Source organism: Ruegeria sp. AP12, from assembly GCF_056540025.1.
This window is the reverse complement of record NZ_JBQFVZ010000278.1, coordinates 1-591: the sequence shown is the minus strand read 5'-3', so window position 1 is coordinate 591 and position 591 is coordinate 1. Positions and strand designations below refer to the sequence as shown.

Genomic DNA, 591 nt, shown 5'->3' with positions numbered 1-591 from the left:
CAATCGGGCAAATCCACTCTGGTCGAGGCCATCAGCCGCCTCGACGGGCGCCCGACAACATTCGACATCTCCGGAACCGTGCATTTGCACGGTTTTTCTTATTTGGACGAACCGTGGTGCGCGGTTGACGTGGATGGCGGCGGCGATGCGCTGGCCTATGTTGGACCAGCTATGGCGATCTCGGACGCCGCCGTGGTTGTCGTCCCGCCAGACCCCGATGCCGCCGTTCTATGCGCGCCGTACCTGCGGCTGGTGGAAGAGGCGGGCATCCCTTGCTTTCTATTCATCAACCGAATGGACAACCCCAACGGCCGTATCCGTGACATCATCGCGGCCCTGCAGACCTATTGCACCCATCACATCGCCTTGCGGCAGGTCCCGATCCGCGACGGCGATACAATCATAGGCGCGGTCGATCTGATCTCGGAACGTGCGTGGAAATATCAGGAGGGCCAGCCCTCGGCCTTGATCGAACTGCCTCAATCCGTCGAGGACCGCGAACAGGAAGCCCGCACTGAATTGCTGGAAACGCTGTCGGATTTCGACGACCATCTGCTGGAGCAGCTTATAGAAGACAAGCAGCCCCCCAGC

Annotated in this window: 1 protein-coding gene; it reads left to right on the top strand. The window is 60.6% G+C overall.

Features of this window, described 5'->3' with window-relative positions:
- Window positions 1-591 (top strand): P-loop NTPase family protein (locus tag ACR0E6_RS22740; protein ID WP_480587666.1); only part of this gene is annotated, 591 nt, incomplete at both ends.